This window comes from Nonomuraea sp. NPDC001699, assembly GCF_053596455.1.
In genome coordinates this window covers 1-18,755 of the sequence record NZ_JBSFGF010000024.1, presented here as the reverse complement: position 1 = coordinate 18,755, position 18,755 = coordinate 1, and the positions used below count along the sequence as shown (strand labels likewise).

At 69.6% G+C, this 18,755-nt stretch carries 19 protein-coding genes and 1 pseudogene; 10 read left to right on the top strand and 10 right to left on the bottom strand.

The window, feature by feature from the left end; all coding sequences use genetic code 11:
- Positions 1–183 precede the first annotated feature (183 nt).
- The 3 genes and pseudogenes from ACWCSU_RS42595 to ACWCSU_RS42585 form a co-directional block, all read left to right on the top strand.
- Positions 184–312 (top strand): annotated as a pseudogene (locus ACWCSU_RS42595) (hypothetical protein); the annotation flags it as partial.
- 209 nt (positions 313–521) lie between these two features.
- Positions 522–722 (top strand): TetR/AcrR family transcriptional regulator, encoded by a 201-nt coding sequence (locus ACWCSU_RS42590; RefSeq protein ID WP_449942351.1) that lies wholly within the window; start codon positions 522–524, stop codon positions 720–722.
- Positions 723–837: 115 nt separating this feature from the next.
- Positions 838–1,050 (top strand): hypothetical protein, encoded by a 213-nt coding sequence (locus ACWCSU_RS42585; protein WP_449942255.1) that lies wholly within the window; start codon positions 838–840, stop codon positions 1,048–1,050.
- 105 nt (positions 1,051–1,155) lie between these two features.
- On the opposite strand, the gene ACWCSU_RS42580 is transcribed toward ACWCSU_RS42585, so the two are convergent.
- Positions 1,156–1,959, bottom strand: a complete 804-nt coding sequence (locus ACWCSU_RS42580) for an SDR family NAD(P)-dependent oxidoreductase (RefSeq protein WP_449942254.1) — start codon at positions 1,957–1,959, stop codon at positions 1,156–1,158.
- 168 nt (positions 1,960–2,127) lie between these two features.
- Here ACWCSU_RS42580 and ACWCSU_RS42575 point away from each other — a divergent pair, with 168 nt between their 5' ends.
- Positions 2,128–2,628 (top strand): winged helix-turn-helix transcriptional regulator, encoded by a 501-nt coding sequence (locus ACWCSU_RS42575; RefSeq protein WP_449942253.1) that lies wholly within the window; start codon positions 2,128–2,130, stop codon positions 2,626–2,628.
- Between the two features lie 162 nt (positions 2,629–2,790).
- Here the strand turns inward: ACWCSU_RS42575 and ACWCSU_RS42570 are convergent, their stop codons facing one another.
- The 3 genes from ACWCSU_RS42570 to ACWCSU_RS42560 form a co-directional block, all read right to left on the bottom strand.
- Entirely contained in the window at positions 2,791–4,035 is a 1,245-nt protein-coding gene (locus ACWCSU_RS42570; RefSeq protein ID WP_449942252.1) for an SGNH/GDSL hydrolase family protein, read from the bottom strand.
- Between the two features lie 98 nt (positions 4,036–4,133).
- Positions 4,134–4,817, bottom strand: coding sequence for a response regulator (locus ACWCSU_RS42565; protein WP_449942251.1), 684 nt, complete (start codon positions 4,815–4,817; stop codon positions 4,134–4,136).
- Entirely contained in the window at positions 4,814–6,052 is a 1,239-nt protein-coding gene (locus ACWCSU_RS42560; protein ID WP_449942250.1) for a sensor histidine kinase, read from the bottom strand. Before ACWCSU_RS42560 ends, ACWCSU_RS42565 begins: the two co-directional genes overlap by 4 nt.
- A gap of 167 nt (positions 6,053–6,219) precedes the next feature.
- On the opposite strand from ACWCSU_RS42560, the gene ACWCSU_RS42555 reads away from it, so the two are divergent.
- From ACWCSU_RS42555 to ACWCSU_RS42540, 4 genes are all read left to right on the top strand, one after another.
- Complete coding sequence (locus tag ACWCSU_RS42555) at positions 6,220–8,025, top strand: S41 family peptidase (RefSeq protein WP_449942249.1); 1,806 nt, start codon at positions 6,220–6,222, stop codon at positions 8,023–8,025.
- Positions 8,010–8,243: a hypothetical protein gene (locus ACWCSU_RS42550; protein ID WP_449942248.1), complete on the top strand. Its 234-nt coding sequence runs from the start codon at positions 8,010–8,012 to the stop codon at positions 8,241–8,243. Before ACWCSU_RS42555 ends, ACWCSU_RS42550 begins: the two co-directional genes overlap by 16 nt.
- 190 nt (positions 8,244–8,433) lie before the next feature.
- Positions 8,434–8,664, top strand: a complete 231-nt coding sequence (locus ACWCSU_RS42545) for a hypothetical protein (protein WP_449942246.1) — start codon at positions 8,434–8,436, stop codon at positions 8,662–8,664.
- Positions 8,661–8,807 carry a transposase gene (locus ACWCSU_RS42540; RefSeq protein WP_449942245.1) on the top strand — a complete coding sequence of 49 codons (147 nt, stop codon included), beginning with the start codon at positions 8,661–8,663 and terminating at the stop codon, positions 8,805–8,807. Before ACWCSU_RS42545 ends, ACWCSU_RS42540 begins: the two co-directional genes overlap by 4 nt.
- 387 nt (positions 8,808–9,194) lie before the next feature.
- Here the strand turns inward: ACWCSU_RS42540 and ACWCSU_RS42535 are convergent, their stop codons facing one another.
- The gene (locus ACWCSU_RS42535) at positions 9,195–9,626 is read right to left on the bottom strand and encodes an ester cyclase (protein ID WP_449942243.1); all 432 of its coding nucleotides are present in this window, start codon (positions 9,624–9,626) and stop codon (positions 9,195–9,197) included.
- Positions 9,627–10,520: 894 nt separating this feature from the next.
- Between ACWCSU_RS42535 and ACWCSU_RS42530 the strand changes: the two genes are divergently transcribed.
- Positions 10,521–10,748, top strand: coding sequence for a hypothetical protein (locus tag ACWCSU_RS42530; protein ID WP_449942242.1), 228 nt, complete (start codon positions 10,521–10,523; stop codon positions 10,746–10,748).
- A 130-nt stretch (positions 10,749–10,878) separates the two neighbouring features.
- On the opposite strand, the gene ACWCSU_RS42525 is transcribed toward ACWCSU_RS42530, so the two are convergent.
- From ACWCSU_RS42525 to ACWCSU_RS42505, 5 genes are all read right to left on the bottom strand, one after another.
- Entirely contained in the window at positions 10,879–12,963 is a 2,085-nt protein-coding gene (locus tag ACWCSU_RS42525) for a CocE/NonD family hydrolase (protein WP_449942241.1), read from the bottom strand.
- Positions 12,964–13,760: 797 nt separating this feature from the next.
- On the bottom strand, positions 13,761–15,173 hold the full coding sequence (locus tag ACWCSU_RS42520) for a glycosyltransferase family 87 protein (protein ID WP_449942240.1): 1,413 nt from the start codon (positions 15,171–15,173) through the stop codon (positions 13,761–13,763).
- 53 nt (positions 15,174–15,226) lie between these two features.
- Positions 15,227–16,234, bottom strand: a complete 1,008-nt coding sequence (locus tag ACWCSU_RS42515) for an NAD-dependent epimerase/dehydratase family protein (RefSeq protein WP_449942350.1) — start codon at positions 16,232–16,234, stop codon at positions 15,227–15,229.
- Positions 16,234–16,887, bottom strand: a complete 654-nt coding sequence (locus tag ACWCSU_RS42510) for a TIGR04282 family arsenosugar biosynthesis glycosyltransferase (RefSeq protein ID WP_449942239.1) — start codon at positions 16,885–16,887, stop codon at positions 16,234–16,236. The genes ACWCSU_RS42515 and ACWCSU_RS42510 overlap by 1 nt, the downstream gene beginning before the upstream one ends.
- Position 16,888: 1 nt before the next feature.
- Complete coding sequence (locus ACWCSU_RS42505; RefSeq protein WP_449942237.1) at positions 16,889–17,548, bottom strand: glycosyltransferase family 2 protein; 660 nt, start codon at positions 17,546–17,548, stop codon at positions 16,889–16,891.
- Positions 17,549–17,890: 342 nt separating this feature from the next.
- On the opposite strand from ACWCSU_RS42505, the gene ACWCSU_RS42500 reads away from it, so the two are divergent.
- On the top strand, positions 17,891–18,502 hold the full coding sequence (locus tag ACWCSU_RS42500) for a class I SAM-dependent methyltransferase (RefSeq protein WP_449942236.1): 612 nt from the start codon (positions 17,891–17,893) through the stop codon (positions 18,500–18,502).
- Positions 18,503–18,755 lie beyond the last annotated feature (253 nt).

Sequence of the window (18,755 nt, the reverse complement as noted above, 5' to 3'; positions counted from 1 at the left end):
GCACCGGATCTTTCAGATTTTCTGAAAGATCGCGGGGATCCGCGCGCGCGGCGTCAATGATAGTCCGGCAACCCCGGTGGCCGGAAGACCGCGGCGCACACCCACGGGACCCGGCAGGGGAGCTCACCGGTCGCCGGGCCAGCGAGAAGCTCGCCATCTGGTCGTGCCAGCGGTTCACGCGTCATGGGACTCCAGCACCTTCATGAGTGGGAGCGGGTTGATGTAGTCCCGGTAGGACACCACCTGGCCGTCGCGGACCCGGAACACACCATTCGCGCCGTCGCCGCCGCGGCCGGGGTCAACGCCGGCCTGGTGATGCACTACTTCGGCTCCAAGGAACAGCTCTTCACGCAGGCCGTCCAGGTCGAAACCCACGAACTGCCGCCCGGCGAGCCCGCCGAAGCGCTGCTCTCGATGCTGCGCAGACGCCTCGACGACGAACCGGCAGCGTCGCCGGCGCTGTTGCGTTCCGTACTCACCCACGCCGGCGCCGGTGACGACTTCCGCGACAGCGGGCGTGCCTGGCTGTCCCGGTCGGCGAGGCCATCCCGCACCGGAACGCGGACCTGCGGGCGGCCCTGGTCACGGCCATCATCACCGGCGTGGTCATCGACCGTCACCTTCTCAAGCTGAGCGCGCTCGCCGATGCCTCCGCCGACGACATCATCGAGCTCCTGCGTCCCTGCTTCGAAAGCCTGACGGGCGAGCACACCAGCCCTTGATCGGCGCGCTCGCCGCCCGAGCGCCCGGCCGAACGGGGATCTCCGTGCGCCGAGGATCGCGATCTGCGGCCAGACCTGGTCCAGTCGCGGATCGATGAACTGAGGGAGGAGGGCGATGGTGAAGGTGCCCGCCTTCGGGTTCAGCAAATTGGTCAGCAAACCGCTGGTGAACGCGCGGCGTCCTGACATCGCTCCCCGGGATGGCGGCTCCACCACCGATCTGCCGTCGCGTCCAACGCAGGACATGGCCGACTGGCACGGCACCGCACGACGCGCCAGGCAGCGCCATGTCCGTGCCGCCGGCGAGTTGCGTCCTCAGGCTCGATGATCCGGAAAGCGGCCCCCGTCTCGGGGCCGGCGAACGCGCCGAGCCTGCCCCCGCCGGTCCTGTGACCGCGCTCGCCGCCCGGCGTACGTCCTGGCGAGGCTGAGCTCAGTCGACGATCGCGCCGCTGGTCAGATTGGCGATCGTGCCGGTCATGGCCCCCGCTCGATCCGAAGCCAGGAACGCGGCCGTCTCCGCGATCTCGGAGAGCGTCGGAAGCCTCTTGAGCAGCGTCCCCTGCGCCATCGCCCCGCCTTCGAGCATCTCCTGGACCGACTGCCCGGCCGCTGCCGCGGCCTGCTCGAAGAGCTCCTTGGTGTAGGAACCGGCTGCCGGCGCGTCGACGACAGCGTGCGGACGGATGCCGATGACCCGGACGTTGCTCGGTGCCAGCTCCGCGGCCAGAACCCGGGAGAACGCCTCCTTGCCGGCCGCGCTCACGGCGTGCCCCAAGATGCCGCCGACGGCCAGCTTGGCACCCGGCTCCGACAGCGTCAGGATCACACCGGGACGCTCGCCCCCCATGTGCCGGGCCACAGCCTTGCTGGTGATGAAGAGCGTCCGCAAGAAGCCGTCGATCGGCCGCATGAACTCCTCCAGCGATAGATCCGCCAGCGAAGTCCCCTGGTCGTGCTGGACACTCACGGCGTTCACGGCGATGTCGATGCCGCCGGCCGTCGCCGCGACCGCGTCGGCGTGCTTGTCGACCGCCTCCTGGTCGAGCACGTCGACCTGGGCGGTCTCGACCTTTCCGCCCGCGGCGGCGATGTCACGCGCCACGGCGTCGAGCTTCGCCCGTGTCCGTCCGGCGATGAAGACCCTCGCGCCCTCCCGGGCGAAGACCCGTGCAATGGCGCCGCCGATGGCGCCGCCGCCTCCGTAGATCACAGCGTTCTTGTCCTTGAGCAGCAATCCACTCATTGGTGACCTCCACATGATTGTTCTTCCGGATGGACAGGCGGGTCCCCTGGTCGCGGCCATGTCGCCGTCCGGCATACGAGCGCTCACTTGCGTGATGCAAGCGAGGCTAGTGGGGTAGCCTTGCATGACGCAAGTGCTCCTCGGAGAGGTGGGGTCGCCATGCTGGGCAGGACCTATGACACGCAGGTGTGCTCGGCCGCCAGGGCACTGGAGGTCATCGGCGAGCGATGGAGCCTGCTGATCGTGCGCGACGTGTTGTTCGCCGGGGCGACCCGGTTCGCCGACTTCCAGCGCCTGGGCATCGCGACCAACATCCTGGCCAAACGCTTGGACAGCCTGGTCGACGCGGGCGTCCTCGAACGCCGATCGAGCAAGGAACACCCCGATCGCGGCGCCTATGCCGCGACCCGGAAGGGACTCGACCTGGCACCCGTGATCATCGCGCTGACGGAGTGGGGTGATCGATGGGCGGCGCCCGGCGGCCCGCCCATTCTGTACCGGCACACCGGTTGCGATGGGGCGATCACCGAGCAGACCACCTGCGACACCTGCGGGGAGGTCACCGACCTCGCGCAGATCCACGTCGTCCACGGCCCCGGCTTCCCCGAGGCCCTCATGATCGCGCGGAAGAATCGCCCGGAGGTCGCCGACCTGCGATGACACTCCGCTCTCGGAGACGAGGGCTCAGCCCGGTAGGCGGGATCCCGCGCACTGCGACGGCCACACCCCGCCCCGCTGGCGGACAAGGCCGGATGTGCCACGGACGACCCGGCTGCCGGGTGTCTTGTCGAACCGCTGCGCGTGGCCGGCGGGGCCACGGTCCTACAGTGCGTTCAGGTCGATGGTCTCCGCCATCGCGTTCAGGCCCGCGTCGTTCGGGTGGAGCCAGTCGCCCTCTTGGCCGTCGCGGACGTTGAACTCCGGGCGCAGCCGGTCGGGGTCGTCCGGGGCGACGAGGGCGCGTTCGAAGTCGGCCACGGCGTCGTACTCGCCGCCGGTCCTGATCCAGGCGTTGACCTGGTCGCGGACCTGCTCCAGACCGTACGGCTCAGCCGTACCGTCGGGGTAGAGCCACGGGTTGCCCTTGAACGGCATGATGGTGCCACCGACGACGCGGATCCCCCGGGCGTGGGCGCGCCGGATCAACTCGCGGTGTCCCGCGATGATCTGATCGGCGGTGACGTCGGGGTCACGACAAGTGATGTCATTGATGCCCTCCATCACGATCACCGTTCGCACGCCCGGCTTGTCGAGCACGTCCCGCTGGAAGCGGGCGAGGGCGCGTTCGCCGAAGAGCGGGTGGTCGTGGAGGACCCGGTTGCCGGAGATCCCGCTGTTCAGGACGGTCAGCCGGGTGCCGGAGCCGACGAGGCGCTCGGCGAGCTGGTCGGGGTAGCGGTTGTCAGCGTCCGGGGTGGAGCCGGTGCCGTCGGTGACCGAGTCGCCGAAGGTCACCACCGCGCCGCGGGCTGAGGCGCCGAGCACGTCGACGCCGCTGAGGAAGTACCACGACTGGGTGGTGTCGGTGAAGGCGGTGCCGCGCGGGTCGAACCGGTGGTCGCCGGACGCCCGGTAGCTGGTGGCCGAGGAGATGTCGTGGAAGGTGGCGGGTCCGGTCGCGCCATGGAAGTAGAGGGTGACGGCCAGCCGGTCGAGCGCCTGCAGCGGGAGCGGGATCGGGTCGCTGACCAGCTCCTGGCCGGCCTTGACCACGGCGTCCGCGCGCCGGGAGAAGGTGACGGCGCGCAGAGTGCCAGGACGTACGGCGGCGCCGGTCGAGGCCTTGCCGATCGTCGCCCCGTTCACGGTGAGAGGCGCGGTGCCGTACCGGTTGGAGACGGTGATGCGGAGCGCGGCTCCCGGCCCGGTGACGCGGAGCACCTGACGGACGGACTGGCGTTCGAAGCCCCGCTCCGACCAGTTGGACGACCACGGCAGCCCGCCGGGTGAGGGCTGCTGGACGGCTGCCGCCCAGGCGCCCGTCCAGCGGGGCTGCGTCGTACCGCCTTGGGCGGGGACGGCGGTGAAGGCGAGGGTGAGCGCGGCCAGGGTCTTGGTGAACAGCATGAGTGGAGGATCCTTGGGTCAGAAGTCGATGGCGTGGTCGGCGGCCCTCGCTCATCTGGGTCAAGGGTTGCTCATGCTCGATATTCTCCGGAGGCTGGTCAGCGGGCGGGGAGGTCGGAGCGGGGGACGACGAGGCCGCTTTCGTAGGCGAAGACGATCGCCTGGGCGCGGTCGCGCAGATCGAGTTTGGTCAGGATGCGGCCGATGTGTGTTTTGACGGTCTGCTCGGCGACGACCAGGGCTGCGGCGATCTCGGCGTTGGACAGGCCACGGGCCACGTGGAGGAGCACCTCGGACTCCCGCTCGGTCAGCGACCGCACCCGGGGAGCGGCGCCGGGCAGGACGGGCCTGCACCGGGCGATCTCCTCGATGAGACGCCGGGTCACCGAGGGGGCCAGCAAGGCGTCCCCGGCCGCCACCACCCGCACCGCCGAGACCAGGTCGGCGGGCGGCGCCTCCTTCAGCAGGAATCCGCTGGCACCCGCGCGCAGCGCCTCGTAGACGTAGTCGTCCAGGTCGAAGGTGGTGAGCATCACCACGCGCGGCCGGTACTGCCCGCCGGGCGGCGCCAGGAGCAGCCGGGCCGCCCGCAGTCCGTCCATGCCGGGCATGCGGACGTCCATGAGGACGACGTCAGGCCGCAGTCGCCTCGCCTCGGCCACCGCCTGCTCGCCGTCGGCCGCGTCGCCGACGACCTCGATGTCGTGTTCGGCGGCCAGCAGGGCGCCGAAGCCCGCCCGGACCATCGCGTGGTCATCGGCGACGAGCACCCGGATCGTCACGCGTGTTCCTCCTCGTCTCCCGCCCGCACCAGGGGCAACGTCAGCTCGACCCGGAACCCGCCCCGTGGCGTCGGCCCGGTCAGCAGCACGCCGCCCGTCATGGCGGCACGTTCGCGCATCCCGGCCAGCCCGTGACCGGTGCCTGCGGGCTCGGCGAGCGCGCGGGCCGCGCCCGCGGGCGGCGCGTTCTCCACCACGACCCGCAGCCCGGTCCCGTTCCCGGTGACCGCCACGGCCGTGGCGGCTCCCGGCGCGTGCCGGATCACGTTGCTGAGCGCCTCCTGCACGATCCGGTAGACCGGCAGCTCCGTCCCCGGCGGCACGTGCGCGGGCAGGCCCCGCACGGTCAGCTCGACGGGTGTCCCGGCCCGCCTGGCGCTGTCCGCCAGCACACTCAGCTGGTCGAGGCCGGGCAGCGGGGCACGCGGCGGCATCGCGTCGTCGCTGCGCAGCACGCCCAGCAGGCGCCGCATCTCGGCCAGTGACTGCCGCGCCGCCGCGCCGATGGAGTCGAACTCCCGCTCGGCGTCGGCCGGCACCCCGCCGAGCCTGCGCGCCGCGCTGGCGGCCTGGACGGCGATCACCGACATGTGGTGCGCCACCACGTCGTGCATCTCCCTGGCGATTGCGGTCCGTTCCTCCAGCAGCTCGCGCCGGGCCCGCTCGGCCGCGCTGACCTGCTCCTGCTCGGCGACCCGCGCCTGGGCCAGGCGGCGCCAGCGCAGGTTGTCGCCGACGATCAGCGGCACCGGCACGACGGCCGCCACCAGCTGCAGCGCCACGGCCGGGCTCGTGGACGACATGGGCACCAGGGACACGTCTGCCAGCGCGCCGAGCAGGGACAGCGCCCACACCGCCGCCAGCATCCATCGCGGCCGGTGCTGCGCCAGCGCGAACAGCACGATCAGATAGGCGACCACCGGCATCGGCAGCCACGGCCACGGGTTGTTCTCCGGCGGCGGCGAGACCAGCGGCGGCGTGACCAGCATCCCGATGTAGATCAGCAGCCAGGCGGTGACCGGCCGGCGCCGGCAGAACGTCACCGGAGCCGCGCAGGCCGCCGCGAGCGCCACCGTCAGCTCGACCGGAGCGTCGTAGACGGTGGCGAGCATGCCCACGTTCATGGCGAACATGAAGCCGGCGATCACCCAGGGCGCGACGGCCCGCACTCTCCCGAACCGGAGCGCGGGCACGACCGCGGTTCCGGCCGGGGCCGGGGTGAAGGCGCGCGACATGCCATCACCGTAGCCGTCGGCCCTCGTGAAGGGATCGGCCCTGCAGCTGACCTTGGGTCTCCGCCCTGGGTATGACGCGCGGGCCGGTTGGCCCGAAGGTATGACGGGTCCGGACGGCTCCGTGGTGTGATGTGCCCGGCCGGGAGCCTTGCCTAGCGTCGGATCCCGTGAACGACACCGTGAACACTGTGAACACCCTGAACGACAACAGGGACATGAGGCGCGGGCGGACGTCCCGGCGGCTGGCCGCCGTACTGGCCGCGCTGGGCATCGTCGTGGCGGGACAGGCCGCCGCGCCGCCCGCCGACGCCGCCGCACGGCGGCAACCGCTGGACGGACTCTGGCAGGCCGACGGTTACGGCACCGTCGTCAGCATCGGCCAGGGAAGGCTCACCACCTACGACACGACGGCGATCAGCTGCCTGCCGGGCGTGCTGTCGGCGGAACAGACAGCGGCGACGCGCGACTCGGCGTCCTTCACGGCCCGGGAAGGCGGCCGGCGGATCATCGTCCAGACGCGGGGGTCCGGCCGGGCGCGGCTGCGGTATCCGGGCAGCGTCGGCGCCATCGGCCTGCGGAGGCTGCCCCGCCTGCCCGGGGCCTGTTCCACCCCCACGTCCGGCGACCCGGTGAGGGTGTTCGACGTCTTCTGGACGACCTTCGCCGAGAACTACCCCTTCTTCGCCACCAAGGGCGTCGACTGGCGAGCCGTACGTGACCGGTACCGTCCCAAGGTCAGTTCGAACACCGGGGACGAGGAGCTGTTCGCCGTCCTGCGCGACATCCTCAAGGAGCTCGGCGACGCGCACACCGCCCTCCTCGCCGGCGGCAGGCAGTTCGCCAGGCCGTTGCGGCCGGGCACCCGACAGCTGGACGGGATACCGGCCTTCCTGGCCTTCAACGCACGGGTCCAGAAGTTCATCGAGACGAACGCCACCCACCAACCCCTGAAACAGTGGGGACGAGGCGTGATCGGGTACGCCGACCTCCCCGGCGGGCTGGGCTATCTGCGGCTGGGCGCGTTCGACGGCTACGCCGACGGCGGCTTCGACCCCAATGCGGCCGAGCTGGACCGGGCGCTCGACGAGATCTTCACCGCGTCCCGCACCTCGGGGCCCGACCGGCTGCGGGGTCTCATCCTCGATGTCCGGATCAACCTCGGCGGCTACGACGCGCTCGGCCTGCGGCTGGCCTCCAGGCTCACCGGCAGGCCGTACCTGGCCTACGCCAAGCAGGCCCGCAACAGCCCCGGCGCCCCGTCCGGGTTCACCCGCCCCCAGCCCGTGCCGGTGAGGCCGGCGTCCGCCCCGGTGTACACGGGCCCGGTCGCCATGCTCACCAGCAGCCTGACCATCAGCGCAGGCGAGACCTTCACCCAGGCCATGACGGGACGGACGCCCCGGCCCGAGCGCATCGGGGAGAACACCCAAGGGGCCTTCTCCGACTTCCTGTGGCGGAAGCTGCCCAACGGGTGGAGCTTCGCGCTGCCCAACGAGCGTTTCCTGACCCGGGACGGGACGTCCTTCGACGTGACCGGCATCCCTCCGCATCTGTCCGTTCCCGGCGTCCTCAGCGACGAGGAACTGGCCGGCGACCACGACGCCGCCTTCGCCAAGGCCCTGTCCTACCTGGCGGCTCACCTCGTCTACGACCGCCACAACCGCGCCCAACAGCAGCAGATCCTCACCGATCGCTTCTCCGACATGGGCTGGCACACGCCACAGCTCCTGGCCACCATGCCCACGCGAACGACTTCTTCTTCGACACGATCAGCCAGGTCCACCTGCCGCACTACTCCTGCGGCCGCGTCGCCCTGCTCGGCGACGCCGCCTACTGCGGCTCCCCGCTCTCCGGCAATGGCACCGCCATGGCGATGGTCGGTGCGTACGTGCTGGCCGGCGAACTGGCCTCGGCCCGGGGCGAGCACGATCCGGCTTTCGTCCGCTACGAGGAGAGGATGCGCCCGTACGTGACCGCATGCCAGAAGCTGCCGCCGGGCGGCGTGAGCGGCCTCCTGCCCCAGAGCCGCATGGCCATCCGGATGCGCGACCTGTCGGTCAAGGTGATGACCTCCCGCCCTCTGCGGAGCCTGATGGCCAAGGCGGCCCAGAAGGCCGACTCCATCACGCTGCCCGACTACCGTGCTGCCTTGGAGATGAGCCGCCTGGCCGAACAGCCAGCCTCAACGTGATCTTCGCGGGTCCCCTGTCACGTGATCCGGTCTTCAGCGGCACCGGACGGGGTCGTGGTTCAGCCGCCGACGTTGACCGTGGTGCGGCTCGGGGCGGACGAGGAGAGCGGCCGCATCGGCCCGGCCGAGGGGCCGCGACCGGGCGAGCAGGCCGCGGCTCACAGGGAGGTCGCCGGTGGCGGGTCCATCGGTGAGGCGGTTCACGCCGGCCGCGGTCAAGGTCGCGCCCTGGTGGGGGCCGGTCGCCGCGCTCGCGGGCACCGTCGTGCCGTTCGTCACCATGGCGCAGGCGTCCGTCGTGCAGTCCACCGGCGCCCTGCTGCACCTGGCTGGCCACGGCTGGATCGCACTGCGCGTGCTGCGCAGGTCAGACATCGAGTGGCACGACGGGGCCAAGGACCTACACGCCGTGTCCCCATGACTGACAGCGGCGCCGGCCATGGCGGCGCAACCCTCGCCGACATCGCCGGCCAGTGGCGGATGCGGACGGATGCGCCGTGGCGGGACGTCCCCGCGTTGTACACACCTTGGTCCACCGAGTACGGCCGGTTCCGCCGCTGGTGACGTGATGGCACCTGGGCCAAGATCCTGACCGCGTTGCAGAGGCGGACGGCCGCCGCCGGGAAGATCGACTGGACGGTGAGCGTGGTCTCCACGACCAGGATCCGGGCGCTGCATGGGGAGATGTCGATCCAGGTGGGCCTGATGGCCATGGTCCGTAGCCACATCTTCTCGAGATGGCCTCGGAGGCGATGTTGCCGTCGACGCCGCCGCTCCGGATCGCCGACCAAGCGCCGTCACGACGTCGAAGGCGTGGAAGACCGTCCACGCCACCGCCCTCATCGGGCACCGTGCTCATCATGCAGGCCACCCTCGTCCCGCGAGCCAAGCCCAGCCTGAAAGTCACCCGGGACCGCAGCATGCCGTGCGATCACCAAATCAAACAATCCGCTAAGCACCAGGCAAAGTCACGGAGCAGGAGAGCTGGGCGAGCAGCTCCAATTGATCAAAATACAGGCGCAAACTCGCCATGAGCCCGTCTTCCACTGTGCAGACATAACAGCATCGCAACCGGATGGCGCGACCCGTCGCGGAAACCACCTGTCCGTCGGCCAGGACATACGGCCCCCTATGTGTGCCTACCATAAGGAGCTCGTCAACGGTTGTGGATTCACTTTCGAAGGACTCCATGATCACCGCCTGGACGTCGGGGAATGCCGCCCAGAACTCCTCCAGATAGGAGGCCAGCTCGGCATGCCCCTGAGACACTCCTTCAGGGCTGATGGAGACCCCAGTCGGGCTAAAGGTGCGAAGTAGCGCCTCCATGTCGTGAGCGTTGAACGCGGCTGTATATCGGTCACGTATCTCGCGGGCAACATTCATGGCACCAGATCCTCCCATCGCTCGATGCCCAACGTAACTACCGATATGCGGTCGACTTGCCAACGCTTGCTAAATCTGCTTACTCGACACGGTAGAATTCTCGGCGTTTCCGTCGGACGCGCTCCGGCATGTGGTCGCCTTCCTCATACCCGCCGTCGCCGCGTGGTGGCTGCTGCCGACGGTCAACGGGGCGCCCGAAGGGTTCCGCCACGCTGCCATGGGAGTTCCGGCTTGCCGCGATCGGCCCCCAGTCGGTCTTCTGGACGGCGTTCGGCATGCTGTTCGGCTGGGCGAGCGTTCTCCTTGATCAGGAGTTGAACCGTTGTTCTTACACTCCCGAAATGTCCTCTCGCCGCGAAGGTTGAGTCAGCACCAAAAGTAGGCCGGAGCCAGTGACCGTACCGTCCCGGCGACGGGCATGAAGATGGTCAGGCCGGGCATGACGCCGTTACCGCCGCTTGCCGTCATGACGAGTCAAGAGGTTGTGATGGTCATCATTTCGGGATGTCGCTACCGCCGAGGTGTGTCCCTCTGGGGCGTCGGCACAGTCCCTGTCGCCCCTCTCGCACTGCAGGCGCACCTGCCTCACTATCCCCGCGACGCGCCGTTGGTCGGCGGGCTGGTGCTCCTGACCGTCGTCACACTCTGTGCGATCGCCATCTCGCGGTTCCGGCGGAAATGAGGCGAGCGAAGGGCGTCCAGGACGGCCGGACTGCGTGGCGGCAGGCCGATCATCTGGGCCGAGCGGGCTCAGCCGTCTCGTGTGGTGTCCGGACGCGGCCGGAACGCCCCCAGTCCGAGGCGTCCCCGTGTGGCACGTGGTCGAGGGTCGCGGATACCTCGTGAGCGTGTCGGTGACGGTGGTCACGCAGATGACCGAAGAGGGAAACGGACATGCGTGAGGCACTGTGGGCCGAGCTCCTGAAGGTACGGCGCAGCCGTCTGCCCTGGATCAACGCGCCGGCCTTCACCATCGCCGCGCTGGTGTGCGGGATGTTCATGTTCATCCTGGCCGACCCCGTCCGCGCCCGGACGGGGTCGGCCTGCTCGGCGGCGAGGCCCAGCTGTCGGGCGCCACCGCCGACTGGCCCGGCTACCTCGCCCTGCTCGCCCAAGCCGTAGCGGTCGGCGGCCTGGGCATTTACGGGCTGATCGCCATCTGGCTGTTCGGCCGGGAGTTCAGCGACCGCACCGCCACCGCTACGCCGACGGTTCGCCTACCCCCTTTGATGGACGCAGTACTAGCTAGGTGTTACTCGGTGGACGTGCCGGTGACCAGCGGCAGCGAGATCGATGTACCGGCCAGGTCGACGGTGACCTTGGCCCCGGTGCCGGGTTCGGCATCGTCCCCGCTGCCGTTGCCGGTTACGTCGAGGTTGAAGTCGTCGTTTGCGCCGGTCAGCACCAGGCCCAGCCGGTGTCCGGCCTTGAACTCGTAGTCCAGCGGCAGCGTCTTCCAGGTGATCTGGTACGACTTGCCTGGGGTCAGCGGCTCCTGGCGGCTGAGCGACTTGTGGTTCTGCGCGTCCAGGATGCCGCGGGTGACCACGTGGAAGCCGGAGGTCGCCGTGTTGTCGCCGGCCTTGAGGTAGCAGCCGTCGTCATCGGCCGTGCTCTGGCCGACGCAGTCTTCACCGCCGAGAAACTTGAGGCCTTCCGCGGACGTCGCGGTGCGTTCGCGGTAGTTGATGCGGGTGTCGGTGCCGTAGTCGACAAGGAGCACGCCCAGGTTGGCGGTCGGCTTGTCCAGCTTGAGACGCAGGCTCACCGATGGTGTCCCCGACAGCCGCGTCGCGTTCTCCAGCGGCGGGGTCTGGAAGGCCAGCCGGTTGGGGTTGGCGGTGGCGGGATCGCCGGCCATCGCGATCTCGGTCTGAGCGGTGTCGAGATAGCTGCCGGAGCCGGTCGAGGGCTTACGGCCCAGGGAACCGTCATGCTGCGGCCGCAGAGTCATCGTGCGCGTCGACGCAGGCCAGTCGGCCTGGGTGACCCATCGGCCCGGGCCGAGCTGCACGTCGGCGCGCGGCTGACGCATGATGTCGTTGGGGACGCCCATCAGCTCGTGGTCGAACCACTTGTTCAGGGTGGTGAGCCACACGTCGCGGCGGGCCCAGAACGGATCGAGGTGCCCGTACTGGGTCACCCACGCCTTGCGCTCCACGGTGCGGGGCAGCTTGGCCCACCACTCGGAGAACTGGCTGCCCACGACGTTGCGGTCCTGCATGCCCATCACCGAGAAGACGCTGGCGCGGACGTTGCGCGCCTTCGAGATCGGCCCGGTCCGGTAGTTGCGCTCGTCCCAGTAGGCGTTGTAGTTGCCGGTGGCGTCGTCCGAGCCCTCGCGCAGGCGCTGGTGCACCGCCGCGCATTTCTCATCCGGATCGAGGTCGACCCGCTGGGCCAGCTCCTCCTGCCCACCCTTGTACCAGGTGACGGTGCCGTTGTTGCGCGATGTCTCGTATCCGCTGGTGTAACCCGAAATGTTCACGATCGTCGCCAGCCCCGGCACGCCGGTGCCGGCCACGCCGACACCGAGCGCTCCCTCATAGGAATGGCCGATCATCCCGGTGCGTCCGGTGGTCCAGGCGGCTTCGACCGGATCGCCCTTGTCGTCATAGGCGATCGCCCGGCCGTTCAGCCAGTCAACGACCGCCTTGCCGCCCAGCACGTCGGAAGCACCGTAAGTGGTCGGGCAACCATCGGACAGCCTGGTGCCGATCATGTCGACCGACACGAACGCGTATCCGCGCGGCACGAAATAGTTGTCCCAATACATCGGGAACTTCGTCACGTTTCCGTTCGCGTCATACTTCTTGTGTTCGATCTCGTAGCCGACGCCTGGCACGTCGTAATACGGGCTTTCATGCATGATCACCGGGACCTTCAGCGCGGAACCGGACTCCTTCGGCCGGATGATGTCCACCCGGACCAGATCCTTCTTGCCGTCCCCGTCACTGTCGACCGGTGACTGCACCCGGACGTGCTCGCGAATGGCGTCCTGATAGGAGAAGACCGGCTGCGTGAGCCCGCCGGAGACCTTGATCTCCGGCTTCGCCGTCGCGGACGCGACGGGGGCGGCGGCCACTACGAGCGGGAGCGCAAGCGCGGCTGCGGCGAGGACCCCTCGCCATTGGGGGTTTGACATGCGGTCTCCTTCGAGGATGGTTACGCGGGACCAGCGGTAGTCGTCGAAGCACACGGAGGCGGGCGGCGACAAGCCTGTCTCGGCGATGTCGGAGAAGCCCTGGTCCCGGAGCCACGCCGTGATCTCGTGGCCGTACGTGGGCCGGCCGGGCCGGATCGCCAGGACGACGCCCTTCAGCACGCCCTTGAGCATCTCCGTCACCTCCTCGCCCAGGGAAACTCCGCACTTCCGCTACTCAGTACTGCTTACTACCGGTACAAAGTAGCACTGGCTACCGGTACTCAGCAACACCGAATAGCTACGGAAGCCGCGCCCACAGAGTGGGGCCGGCGGCCTGATCGTTGCTCGTGAGCCTGCCGCCCATGGAGGCAGGACGGGCCGCGCCAGACCGACAAGACATCGACCGCGGGCTGCAATTGCCGAACACCCCAAGGCGTCCACGTTTATGGGGGAAGCCCCCTGCAATAGCGACAGCCATGTATGCCATGCCTCGCCCCGATCTTGTTAGGCGCTGGACGAGCTCAAGGCCGGGCATGGCACGGCCACGCCCCTGACCTCACGTCGCAAGATTCGCCCGTCAGCTCCGGATCGGCACCAGTGTCAGCCCGCCGATGACGTGCGCGCCCTGGGGGACCCGGTACAACCAGACCGGGTCCGTGGGCCAGTCGAACAGGGAGAAGCCCAGCAGCCCCCTGCCGGGGATCGTGTCGTTGCCCGGTGGTCTCGGCTCGTAAGCGGCCTACGACATCAGCCCGATGATCGCGACGATGGTGATTCCAGCTAGCAGGATCAGTCCGAGCACCGAGGTCAGCCAGGGACCGCGTAGCGGGCTGCGCCGAAATTCTGGCCGGAACGGCCCGGGCGGCCGGCTCCATCTCCTGAGGCGCGCGGCCAGGCGGCTCTTCTTGTCGGGCTTGACTCTACGATCGCGCCCATGCGACGCATCCGGCACCGAGCCCCCTGAAATCCCATGTCGGCTGTCGGTCTCCTCACCGAAAACGGTCCTTCCAAAGCGACGTCCCGGCACCCGTTCGGCAATGTCCGGCCGCTCTTCGCAGTCTCAGGGAGTTGTACGCGCTGTTTGGGGGACGGACCGCGCGTGCGACGAATCCGGCGGTCACCATCAGCGCGGCGAGGGCGTAGGCGATGGTCCCGAAGCCGGCGCCGGTGCCCATGTAGGCCGCGCCACTCGCCAGCGGGACGCCGAGCCACTCCCACCGACCGTCGAGGGCGACCAGCGCGACGACAAGTACGGCGTACCAGGAATAGCCGGGCGTGAACACGAGGAACCCCACCCCGGTCAGCACCAGGGCGCCTCGCCACGGCCGATCCGCGTCACCGTGTCGGAGCACATGGAAGATCACAGTCCCGAGGATGACGAGGGCCGCGTGGAACGCCCACGAGTCGGGAAGGACCAGCCGCAGCAACGCGTACCGGTCCCTGCTGCCGGCATCGTCGTACCCTTCCTCAGTCAGGTAACCGAAGAGGAATCCGAGTACCGACCCGTCCGAGACGAGCACGTACGGCAGGTAGGCGAGCGCCACGACGAGTGCGGCGGGGCCGACGACGGCCAGGGCATCGACCACCCGGCGCTTCGGCGTCCTTCCGCCTGACGCGAGGAGCCCGGAGAGCGCTCCGGGGACGGTGACGGCGGGCAGCAGCTTGACAGCGGTCGCCGCGCCGAACAGCGCGCCGCCGAGCACCCTGTGCCTGTTCGCGGTGGTCAGGGCGATGACCGCGAGCAGGACGCCGAGCGCGTCGACGTGGGCGTTGTTCACCAGTTCGAGCGGGACGGCGGGACACCACGCGTAGCAGGCGGTATACGCCGGAGCGGCGTCTCGGGTGCCGGCCCGGTTGCTGAGCGCGATCAGCAGCACGGCCGAGGTCGCGAGCGCCAGGAGCGCACCACCGATCTGCAGCGGCTTGTGCCGTGCCTCCTCGGGCGAGAGCCCGTGCACCAGAAGGAAGTACGCCTCCGCCAGGGGCGGATAGATCGTGTGCACGGCGGGGCGGTTGATCCGCGTGCACCGCGCCATCGGGTCCGCTGATGGCAGCGGGTATCGATCGGGTCCCTCGCAGCCGGCACCGCGCGGGAAGAGCCAGGAATCGCGCAGCGGCACCAGCTCCGCCTCGGCCGGAGCGTGATCGTAGGGCGAGACGCCCGCGGCCTGCACCCGTCCATCCCAGGCGTAGCGGTAGGAGTCGGTGCTGGTCGCGGGGGGAGAGAGGAGGCCGGTGACGGTTACGGCGATCCCCCCGACGATCACCAGGGACATCGCCTGACGCCTCGGCAGCCCGCGCACGGCCCACACCGCCGCGTAGAAGATCGCCCACGCGAGCGCGTAGGGCCAGAACAGGCCGTGGCGATCCGCTGAAACGGCTTCCTCGCCGATCGCCGCCACGAGCGTGCCGACAAGGGCGAGCAGCAGGACGGCCGTTCCCGCCGCGCGGCAGTTCACGCCGGACGGGCCAGAGGCGCGGTGGCGAACTCCTTCATCCCCTCGTCGAAACCGACCCTGGCGCGGAATCCGAGCTCCGCAGCCGCCTTGTGCGGTGCGGCCACGATGTGCCGGACGTCGCCGAGCCGGTACTCCCCCGTCGTCACCGGCTCCGGCCCGCCGTGGTGCGTGGCCAGCGCTCGCGCCATGTCACCGACGGTGCGCGGCTCCCCACTGGCGATGTTGTACGCGGCCAGTAGCCCCGGCCGGCCGCCGAAGAGCGCGGCAACGTTCGCACGAGCGACATCGCGGACGTGGACGAAATCCCGCAACTGCCCGCCGTCCTCGAACACCCGAGGAGCTCGACCGGCCTCCAACGCGGACCGGAAGATCGCCGCCACCCCAGAGTACGGCGTGTCCCGAGGCATCCCGGGCCCGTACACATTGTGGTACCGCAACGCGACGACCGTGCCGCCGGTCTCGCGCGCCCAGTTGGCGGCCAGATGCTCCTGCGCCAGCTTGCTGGTGGCGTACCCGTTGCGCGGATCGGCCGGCGCGTCCTCGTTGATGGTGGCGCAGACCACCTCCGAGTCACACCGAAGGCAACAGGGCTCGAAAAGACCGCGTGCCAAAGCGGCGGCGGATCGCGGCGCGGGCCGTACCCGGCCGTGTCTCGGACAGTCGTAGGCGCCCTCGCCGTAAACCACCATCGAGGAGGCCAGCACCAACCGCCCGACCTCATGCCTGGCCATCGCGGCCAGCAGCACGGCCGTGCCGTACACGTTGACCGAGGCGTAGTCCGGCAGGTCGGCCACGTTCACGCCGAGCCCGACCTTGGCCGCTTGGTGCACGACGACGTCGACTCCTGCCATCGACCGGTCGAGCGCGGCGGCGTCGCGCACATCTTCGCCGCTCCTGAGGTCGAGGCGGACCACCTCATGTCCGGCCGCTTCCAGTGCCTCCGTCACATGACTCCCGATGAATCCGGCCGCGCCGGTGACCAGTACCTTCGCCTCGCCGCCCATCACGACAACACCGCCGTTCCGGCGAGCGCGGCGGCGAAGCGGGAGTGGGGAGCCAGGGCCGCCACCTCGACCGCGTCCGCCATGGTGTCCACATCGGTCAGGCAGGGCATGCGAGCGACACTCAGCCCTGCCTCTCTCAGTCTGTTCAACTGGATCTCTCCCGTGGTCGGCTCGGACATCGGCACGCCGAGCAGCAGATCGGGGTCGGGGGCACGCAGCCCGAGAAGCCAGAACCCACCGTCCGTCGCGGGGCCGAACACCGCGTCATGGGCGCCGAGCAGCGACACGGCACCAGCCAGCAGGCCGGCGGACACCTGCGGGGTATCCATGCCGATGAGCACGGTCGGGATGGGCGACGCCCGGTGGGCGTCGTCAAAGGCGGCGGCGAGCCGTTCGTCCAGGCCGTCGCCGCGCTGCGGAACGACCGTGAACCCGGCGGGCAGCCACGCCCCAGGAGCCCCGTCGAGAGCGATCACGCGGCGGGTCACCGGGGCCCGGGCAACCTCCCGCAACGTGTCCTCCAGCGCGGCGGCGGCCAGTGCCGCGGCCTCACGCGGAGTACAGGGCGGGGTCAGGCGGGTCTTCACCTTTCCCGGTACGGGCTCCTTGGCGATCACCAGGAGTTGCGCACTCTCGACATGGTGTGACCTCACGTCATATCGTCCTGTCGGCCATGACCCGGCGCATGTCGCCGATCGCCCGGAGCGTGCCGCGCACCGTACCCGTCACCTTCGACCTCCCCGTACGGGCCAGATAGTCCACCTCGACCTCGGCGATCCGCCAGTGGGTCGCGCCGGCGCGAAGCACCATCTCCAGGGGGTAGCCGAACCGGCGGTCCGCCAGTTCCAAGGCCAGCAGGGCGGCACGTTCGCACGCCCGCATCGGCCCCAGATCGTGCAGGTCGGCACCGGTACGGCGGCGCAGCTTCCGAGCCAGCACGGCGTTGCCGAGCCGGGCGTGCACCGGCCAGGAGGCGCCCCGCCCAAGGACACGGCGGCCGAGCACCAGATCGGCCTCACCCGCCAGGACCGGCCCGGTGACGCGCGGCAACTGCCCGGGATCGAGGGACGCGTCGGCGTCCATGAAGCACACCACGTCAGCCGTCGCGGCCGTCAGCCCCGCGTGGCACGCAGCGCCGAATCCGGGCCGAGGCTCTGTCACCACCATCGCGCCGAACTCCGCCGCGACCCTCGCGGATCCGTCGGTCGAACCGTTGTCGACCACGATCGGGCGGAAGCCGGGCGGCATCCGCCCGAGCACCCAGGGCAGGGCTGCCTCCTCATTCAGGCAGGGCAGCACTACGTCGATCTCCATAGGTGGACGCTAACGCGGGATCAGCGCCCCTTCCCTTACGAAAGTATGACGTCATTCCGAGAAATGACCGGTTCGGGTCCCCGAAGATACGGTTCCCAGGGCAGCCAGTCGCACGATATGGCCGATGTGTCCTGCGCCCTCGGAAGGCATGCACCAGACCTTGACTTTTCGCTCAAGGCGCGCAGGACGTGTTTTTGCAAGGCCGTTACGGCTCCGCGCCCATAACAGCTTCGTAAGAATCGGCACCGACTTGCCGAGGTAATGTCGCGACATGATCAACGGGAGTCGCGGCAACATTCCAGCAGCCCCTTTTCCCATCACCGGCCGCTGTGGCAGAGTCGCGTGATCGGCGCTTTCTACGAGGATTCTCTCAACGGCGAAAGCGTAGAAATCGAATACGCCGACGGCCGAATGCAGCCACTCTCCGCCATGCGCTGGCTCCGGTACAACGAGGGCGACGAGCACATTGTGGCCCGATGCGGCGGACCCACTCTGGATGTCGGTTCGGGGCCAGGAAGATTGACTGTGGCGCTTACCCGGATGGGGATTCCCTCTCTGGGCATCGACATCACACCTCTGGCCGTGGAGCTGACCCGCCGCGCGGGCGGCCTGGCGCTGCACAGGTGCATCTTCGAACCTCTTCCGGGAACCGGGTGGTGGGCCGAGGCGCTCCTGGTCGACGGCAACATCGGCATCGGTGGCGACCCGGCAGTCCTCCTGCGGCGCCTGCGCGAGCTGGTCAGGCCGGAAGGAAAAGTGATCGCCGAACTCTCGCCACCGGGTTCACAGAGCGGGGTTCACACCCTACGGCTGCGCCAGGCCGGGCGCACGGGCGACTGGTTCACCTGGGCAACTGTCTCGATCGACGATGTCGGCCCCCTAGCCAGACGATCCGGGTTCCCCACCGTCGAACGCTGGAACGCGGCGGGGCGATGGTTCGCATCCCTCTCATGACCTACCCTGCCGCGGTTCCCAGCCTCGCCGGGCGGGAAGGCCCTGCACGGGGTGTAGGCATCTCGGCGCATCAGGCCAACCCGCCGGCTCGGTGGCCACGCGGCCCGCTTCGAGCAGCGTGAGCAGGAACACCGACGGCACCACCACGCTGCGCTGGGCCATCGGCACGCTGCCCGCCGGCACGGGGACCGGCACGATCGCCTTCACCGCGCGGCCGAGCCTGCTGCTCCTGGACGCGGCGACGGTCACCGTG